At 55.1% G+C, this 7,501-nt stretch carries 7 protein-coding genes; 1 reads left to right on the top strand and 6 read right to left on the bottom strand.

Annotated elements, in window-relative coordinates:
* The 6 genes from VI895_00865 to VI895_00840 form a co-directional block, all read right to left on the bottom strand.
* Nucleotides 1-444 (bottom strand): transposase (locus VI895_00865; GenBank protein HLG18350.1); only part of this gene is annotated, 444 nt, incomplete at its 3' end.
* A gap of 435 nt (nucleotides 445-879) precedes the next feature.
* Complete coding sequence (locus tag VI895_00860; GenBank protein HLG18349.1) at nucleotides 880-1,980, bottom strand: hypothetical protein; 1,101 nt, start codon at nucleotides 1,978-1,980, stop codon at nucleotides 880-882.
* A gap of 192 nt (nucleotides 1,981-2,172) precedes the next feature.
* Nucleotides 2,173-4,380: an FdhF/YdeP family oxidoreductase gene (locus tag VI895_00855; protein ID HLG18348.1), complete on the bottom strand. Its 2,208-nt coding sequence runs from the start codon at nucleotides 4,378-4,380 to the stop codon at nucleotides 2,173-2,175.
* Nucleotides 4,377-4,961, bottom strand: a complete 585-nt coding sequence (locus VI895_00850; protein ID HLG18347.1) for a molybdenum cofactor guanylyltransferase — start codon at nucleotides 4,959-4,961, stop codon at nucleotides 4,377-4,379. The genes VI895_00855 and VI895_00850 overlap by 4 nt, the downstream gene beginning before the upstream one ends.
* On the bottom strand, nucleotides 4,951-5,772 hold the full coding sequence (fdhD, locus tag VI895_00845) for a formate dehydrogenase accessory sulfurtransferase FdhD (protein ID HLG18346.1): 822 nt from the start codon (nucleotides 5,770-5,772) through the stop codon (nucleotides 4,951-4,953). The genes VI895_00850 and fdhD overlap by 11 nt, the downstream gene beginning before the upstream one ends.
* A 3-nt stretch (nucleotides 5,773-5,775) precedes the next feature.
* Nucleotides 5,776-7,107, bottom strand: coding sequence for a replication-associated recombination protein A (locus VI895_00840; protein HLG18345.1), 1,332 nt, complete (start codon nucleotides 7,105-7,107; stop codon nucleotides 5,776-5,778).
* Between the two features lie 55 nt (nucleotides 7,108-7,162).
* Between VI895_00840 and VI895_00835 the strand changes: the two genes are divergently transcribed.
* A partial coding sequence (locus tag VI895_00835) for an acyl-CoA thioesterase (GenBank protein ID HLG18344.1) occupies nucleotides 7,163-7,501 on the top strand: 339 nt, incomplete at its 3' end.

Here is a 7,501-nt window from a genome sequence, read left to right as displayed (position 1 = left end):
ACTCGTGATCTGTTGCCGAACTTTCACCAGGTGATGCCGCACCCGCAGAACCTTCCGAACCCCGTATTCATCCTCGGTCGGGTAGTACGTGGTGGCATAGGCGTCGATGTCTCCCAAATACAACCTCCGCGCTAATTCCTTGGCGTCCCGACGATCCGTCTTCCTTCCCAGCATCTGCAAATTCAATTTCACCGGATCGGCCACCACGATCCCAAGTCCCGCTTCCTGGCAAGCGTTGACAAAACTCCGATTGACGCCCACAGCTTCCACCACCAGACGACCGCCGTCTCGCCACTTTGTTAACCACCCCACCACGGCCATTCCTAGCTCCAGTGTCTCGATCGATTCCCGAAACTCCTCGATCACCTCGCCTCCCTCATCCAATACACAGACTTGGATCACAGACTTGTGCAGATCGATCCCTATGGAGTATTTTGCTTTCATCGTCAGCTCCTTGAAAAGTTTGTTTAGACCAAACTACGTGCTCTGAGGATAACACCCCTCAGAGCACGGGCTGACGTCCGCTATACCGTCCTTTTATTGCCAGCCTGGGGTCGGTTTCACAAGCAGAAACAAAAAGGGCAAGGAAAACGGCTGCGGATAGCGCTACGGGAATTTGACGGAAAGACATTGTGCGGTTCCAAAAAGCAACGTTTATGCCTATTTCTCGACGAAGCTAGAATCAGTAAATATCAATAACTTGTCCGTAGAGAAGAATGATTTTTAATTGCTCACGGTAAATAAAGTTACATCACATTTTGCGGGAGGGTGCTTTTTATCGTTTCAGCTGATCGATAACTTCGTTAGGTACTTGAGAATCTCCGGCCAAGCCGAGTGGTGTCATTCCGTGAAACTTCCAATCGGTTTTGGCGCCTGCCATCAAATGGACTTTGTATCCGTTTTGCCACAAAAAAGGTGTAGGCGGCCCCGTACAAACCCAACCATCGTTGCTGCAATGAACGCGATAAAGATATTGATCGCTCCCGCAACTTCGCTCGGAATCGATCCCCCGACTTTGCTCGAAAGAGTACGCACGGCCAGATACGTGAGGATGATCCAAAGAATCGCTTTATGTCGAAAGAGTAGGCCGAACGTCACACCCGAAACAATCGCACCTCCATACGCAAAAACAGACGTGAGAACAAACATGAGAATAGACCACGCGATGGGGGGAAGCGTCCGGGCCCCCGATTCCGGATCGATTACTTTATTGACGATCTTGGCGAAGAGTTCGCCTGTCATTTCATGCCAGAAAAGAGGGACGCCGATACCAACGCACAATGCGATCACGAAACGAGGGACCGAAAAATAGTCACCAAGGGGGTTAAAGTAGGAAACCACAAACCGAATAACCATCCGCGTGGTCAAACGAAAGGTCTCGCCATTACGCATGGGCACGACACATTCGGCCTGAGTGAGTTGCGACAGCCATTCCATGTGATGTCTATTCATGGCTGCCAGGATCGCGTCTTTATCCTGTCTCTCGGTACGCCCAACACCCTCTTTGCGAATGCGCTCTTCGTGAATTTCATAGAGCTGTTTTGCGTCTTTGATGTCGGGATACTCTTTACGTATGGCGGTCTTGCGCGTTGGCAGTAGATCGTTGATGGGGCTATTCCGTGTCCAAATCAACCGGCCGTCGGTCAATTCCTGCTGAAAATCGACCAGCTGCGCGCCAATGTTCTTATTTTGGATGGCGGCTACTTGACAAAGTCCGCTATGACCCGCGTGTTGATAGAATCGTGTCATATTTTGTCCCGGCGTATTCATTTTCAAATTCGCGATGGGATGGAATCCAAGCGGCTTCAAATGTTGATCCATGGTTTGAAACCATCGGAAAAGATGTTTCGGTAATGTTTCGTCGGGAATTTCCGTAAAATGCAATCGGCCTGGAATACGAACTTTGAACAAAATTGCCGGAATCCAAATGGCGATCCCAATTCCCACGAACCAGGCCAAGAATTCAAGATCGATTCCCATTTTTAATCATCCGCATTTGAGTTGGTCCCTTCTCCTGGCGCCACAAACGCGGGACCGGCGGAAACCGCAAAATCGACCCCGTCTTCAAGTCTGGCATTTGTGCGTCCCAGATTAGGTACGCATGCAGCGGTATTCGCCAACAACCCTAGTAGCGCGGTAAGCCCGAGTCGCGTCATCGGTAGAATGAATACTCTATAGGATCTTTTCAATCCGCGCGACGGCGTTGTAATCCGGTTCAAATGACACCGGATCGTACCGGCGGGCGATTAGAACATTCCCCTCGGGCCAATGCACTTGAACATTCCGCGGAGGAATCGGAGCGATTCGGCAGGTTCCATCCATCTGACCGACATCGGATCGCAGACGAATCTTCTCGCCTTCCTGCAAACCCAATCGGTCAGCGTCGTGGCCGGAGACGAAAATGTCGGTCCGTTTGCGATTCGTCAGCGGGTCATTCGAACCGTACGTCATGGAATTAAACTGCTTCCCCCTCCGCGTCGTGACGTAGACGCAGCCTTCCGGAATCTCGAGTTTCGGCGGTGAAATAGCCGAGAAACGCGCTCTGCCGTTCGGCATCTTTGAAAATGTTCCGCCGGCAAAAAGTGTTTTCCCACCCCACTGAAGTTGGTCCCCCTCCTTCTGAAGATTTTGAATGCCGTTGTACATCGGCATCACACGCCCCATTTCATCCCGGACGACTTGAGCGTCGGAAAAGGAGAATGGGCCGCCCGCATTCGGAAAGATTTGACGGCCGACGGCGCTCAATATTTCCCATTCGGATCTGGCCTCGCCAACAGGGTGGCCGGGGATTTCCGGTGTGAACCGTATCCGACGTTCCGTATTCGTCGACGTTCCTCCTCCTTTTTGCTCGTAGCGCGTTTGGGCCGGCAAGAGGAGGACATCGTCGCCCTCCAGAACCGTCGATCGGTTCAAGACGATGTCCTGATGAACCCGGAACGGCACACGCTGCATCGCCTCGCGCATGTAATCCGGGTCCGGCATGGTTTCGAACAGGTTGCCGCCGACGTTATAGAGCATCGAGATTTTGCCTTCGAAAGCGGCTTCCAACATCTGGCCGATCCGCAGTCCTTTCGATTGAGCCACCGGCTCTCCCCACTCCCGCTCGAAATAGGCCGCGCTTTCGGGCGTCAATGGCACATTCCCCGGCAGTTTTCCCGGATCGATTCCGCATTCACCGCCGCCTTGAACGCCGCTGTGACCCCGGATCGGCAGAATCCCGCATTTTTCTTTCCCGAGCATTCCGCGGGCGAGGGCCAGATTGACGATCGACTTCACGTTATCCACGCCGAATCGATGTTGCGTCAGCCCCATGCTATAGACGAAGACGGCCGATCGAGCGCGGGAATAAATTCGGGCGAACCGTTCCATATCGACCCTCTGGAGTCCGGAATTCTCTTCAAGCATCGCCCAGGACAAAGCATTCACGTGCGCTTTCAGTTCATCGAATCCGGAGGTAGCGCGTGAAATAAATTTTTCGTCCACACCGCTGGTTTGGACAAGGGCCTTGAGAACGCCGTTCATAAACGCGATGTCGCCGCCGATCGACACTTGGAAGAAATCGTCCATAATTTTCGTTCCGAAGAGGGCGCTCGAGGGAACGGACGGGACCCAATACCGTTCCAGTCCCGGCTCTCGGTACGGGTTGATGACTAGAACCTTCGTGCCGCGCTTTTTGGCGTAGTGCAAATACTTCATCGTGACCGGCTGATTGTTCGCCAAATTGCTTCCGAAAATGACCACCAGGTCACTGCCGATCAGATCCGAGAGCGAACAGGTCGGCGCCCCGACGCCGAGTGTATCTTTCAATCCGTCGACGGACGCCGCGTGGCAGAGGCGGGCGCAGAGATCGATGTTGTTCGTGCCGATTAAGGAACTGAGCTTTCGGGCCAAGTAATACGTTTCGTTCGTCAGGCCGCGCGACGTGACGTACATCCCGATTCGATCGGATTTTCCATCGGACCTGAGCTTTTTAATCGTCGAACCGATGGTCGTGAATGCTTCATTCCAATCGATTCGTCGAAATCGTGACTCCCCTCGGCGAAGACGGAGTGGAGCGGGGATTCGTCCCAGCGCATGCAACTCCTCGTTGGTCATCTGCCGAAGTCCTTCGACGTCCGGCAAGCGATCCGGATCGAATGGGCCCATCGTGTTCAACCGAAGGAGATTGAGCCGGGTCATGCAGAGATGGATTCCGTTCATGACGTTGTCTTTGAGGCCATACGGACCGAGCGAACAGCCGTCGCATACGCCATGTTTGAGAATTCGCCACCCATAGCCGAGAGAGTCTCGATTCGCCCAAGCGGCATTGAGCATCGAACGAAAATGTTTCGGCTTTTGCGACTCCAAAATGCCGAACGGCACAAGGTGACGAAGCTTCACGGTGAGTCTCGATGGGGCTTTGCATCCTCGGGCGTATTCAAATTGGCGTGACCTCCAGCGGCCGCGAGCACGATCGCTCGTCCGTTCAATAGCTTCAAGAACGATTCAATTTCACATTGATCTTGTTGAAGTCGATTCACCGCAACGGAAAGCAAAGCCGGTGTCACACGAAAGACCATCGGGAAGAACATCTTTGAAGCGTAGACAACATCCTGATGTTCCTCCGGCAGACCCAATTCGTCGATGGCATCCAAACCGACGCCCGGCATATCGCACGTCAGACAGAGAAGATGACGCGTTCTGGTCAACCGAAGCGCCGTAAGAATCCCTCCCAGCGGTCCCTTTCCATGGACATCGGAATCGTCCGGAACAATTTCAGCCGTCGACGGATCGAATAGATCGACGTATCTCGGGGAACGCCCCGTCACAACGATCGTGCGCACTGCGCGGCTCCGAGCCACCCAAACAACGCGCTCAATCCAGGTTGTTCCTCCGTCGGTCCGAAGCAGTGCCTTGTCACTCCCCATCCGTCGGCTCTCTCCGCCGGACAAAACGGCGGCGGTCAGCGTTTCAAGTTTCATTGGACTGAATCCGATCCGGTTCTGAATAAACACTGCAAGTCTCTCCCCGGACAAAACCGGCGAGCGTTACGCGGTATTCTTTCGCCAAACTCACGGCCAGACTGCTCGGTGCGGAGATGGCTCCCACAAAAGGAATTCCCGCGGCAATGGCCTTTTGAACGATCTCAAAGCTGGACCGGCCGCTCACAAAGAGGCCCAGATCCCGGACCGGGACCTGATACGACTCCATCGCCCAACCGACGACTTTGTCCACGGCGTTGTGCCGGCCGACATCCTCCCGCACAACGACCACTTCACCGCGTTCGTTGAAGAGAGCCGCCGCGTGCAACCCCCCGGTCTGATTGAACAGCGCTTGGAGCTTCCGCATTCGACCTACCACTTGATACAAGCGTTCGACTCCCACGCGGAACGACGATTCAATGATCGGGCGGGTCAGACGGAGTTGCTCGATCGACGCTTTTCCACAGACACCGCAGCTCGACGACGCATAGAAATTCCGTAGCCAGCATTTGCCTTCCAAAATCTTTGGCGGCACCGTGGCCGAAACAACATTTGTATGCGACTCCTTGGCGCCGTTCCCCGGTCGCTCCAAACCGAGAATCTCTTCCGGACGATTGACGATCTGTTCCGTGTAAAGAAAACCGCGCACCAGTTCAAAATCGTCCCCCGGCGTTCGCATCGTGACCGCCAACGCCTCGCCGTTGAGTCGCATTTCAAGCGGTTCCTCGGATACCAGCTGATCGTTCGAAGGGAACTCCCATTCGACGCCGGACATTCGCCTTCGCTCGACCGTTGTCAGTCTTTCGCTCATTTACTATTTCTTCCTCAAGCGCTGACGGACTTCCTGCCAGGTTTTCAGTCGTTCCCGAACCGACTTTTCGCTCCCCGATCCTTCCGGCTCGTAGTAACGGCGGCCCTTGAGTTCCTCCGGAAAGCACTCCAGCGCCGTCGTCTTATCGTCGGAATCGTGGGCGTATTCATAGCCCTTTCCGTAATCGAGCTCCTTCATCAGTTTTGTCGGCGCATTTCGAATCTGCAACGGAACGGGGTAGACGCGTCCGGCGCGGAGATCATCTTCGACCCGTCCGTAGGCGACGTAGACCGCGTTCGATTTCGGCGCGGCAGCCAGATAAACGGCCAATTGGGCAAGGGCCAATTTCCCCTCGGGTATTCCGAGGAAATGAACCGTGTCTTTTGCCGCCACGGCCAAAACCAGGGCCTGCGGATCGGCGTTTCCGACATCTTCACTCGCGAAACGGATCATCCGCCGGGCGATATAGAGAGGATCCTCTCCCGCCTCCAACATCCGCCCGAGCCAGTAAAGCGCCGCGTCGGCATCGCCGTTGCGCATGCTTTTATGGAGCGCGGAGATAATGTTGTAGTGTTCCTCGCCGATCTTGTCGTAAAGCAGCGCAACGCGCTGGGCCGCGCGATCCACGATTGCTCGATCGATCACGCCGTTTTTCCCGGCCAGCGTCACCGCGGCTTCCAGGAGATTGAGAACCGCGCGGGCGTCCCCGGGGTTTCGCGTCGCCAAATAGTCCAGGACGTCGCCGGCCACCCGGACACCGGCGATGCGGATTTCCGAGTCGTTCGCGATCGTTCGCTTCAGGAGGGCGACCAGATCGGCCACCGATAACGGATCGAGAACAAAAACGCGGAGGCGGGAAAGCAGCGCGCTGTTGATTTCGAACGACGGATTCTCCGTCGTCGCGCCGAACAGAACGATATCTCCCCGTTCCACAAAAGGGAGAAACGCATCCTGCTGCGCTTTGTTGAATCGATGGATTTCGTCGATAAACACGACCGTCTGCCGCTCGCCTCGGGCCCGCGATTTTTCCGCCCGGGCCATGACCTCCCGGACCTCTTTGATCCCGGAGAGAACGGCGGAAAACGGGACGAACAGAAATCCGCTCTGTTCCGCGATGATCCGGGCGATCGTCGTTTTTCCGCAACCGGGCGGCCCCCAAAGGATGAACGATTGAATCTTTCTTTGATCGAGAGCCACACGGAGAGCTCCGTCCGGCCCGACCAGATGTTTTTGCCCCAAGACTTCATCCAACGTCTTGGGCCGCATCCGATCCGCCAACGGCGCACCCCCTTTGAGAGCGGGTTTTGGCACGGAGGTTGTTGAAAAGAGGTCCATTGGATATGGTGACCCCTTTCTATCCTCCCGGAATATGAACAGCAAGGAGCCCAAAATGAAGGGAAAACCCCCGCGAATTTCACAGGTCGAGATGGTGCAGCAGGTCCTTCCCGGCGATACCAATCCCCACGGAACGGTCTTCGGCGGAAAGGTCATGCAGTGGATCGACATCGCCGGCGCCGTGGCGGCGATGAGACATATTCAAGGGCTCTGTGTTACGGCTTCTTTCGATCGAGTCGATTTTTTGGCTCCGGCCAAGATCGGTCACATCATGGTTCTTAAATCCCAGGTGAATTACACGGGACGAACCTCTTTGGAAGTTGGGGTCGAGGTTCAGGCCGAAAATCCGATGACCGGCGAACGGGTGGTCACGACTCAGGCCTTCGTCACATAT

The sequence above is a fragment of the Bdellovibrionota bacterium genome (assembly GCA_035292885.1).
Classification (GTDB): Bacteria; Bdellovibrionota_G; JALEGL01; order JALEGL01; family DATDPG01; genus DATDPG01.
The sequence above is the reverse complement of the archived record's forward strand: the minus strand, read 5'-3'. Positions and strand labels throughout refer to the sequence as shown.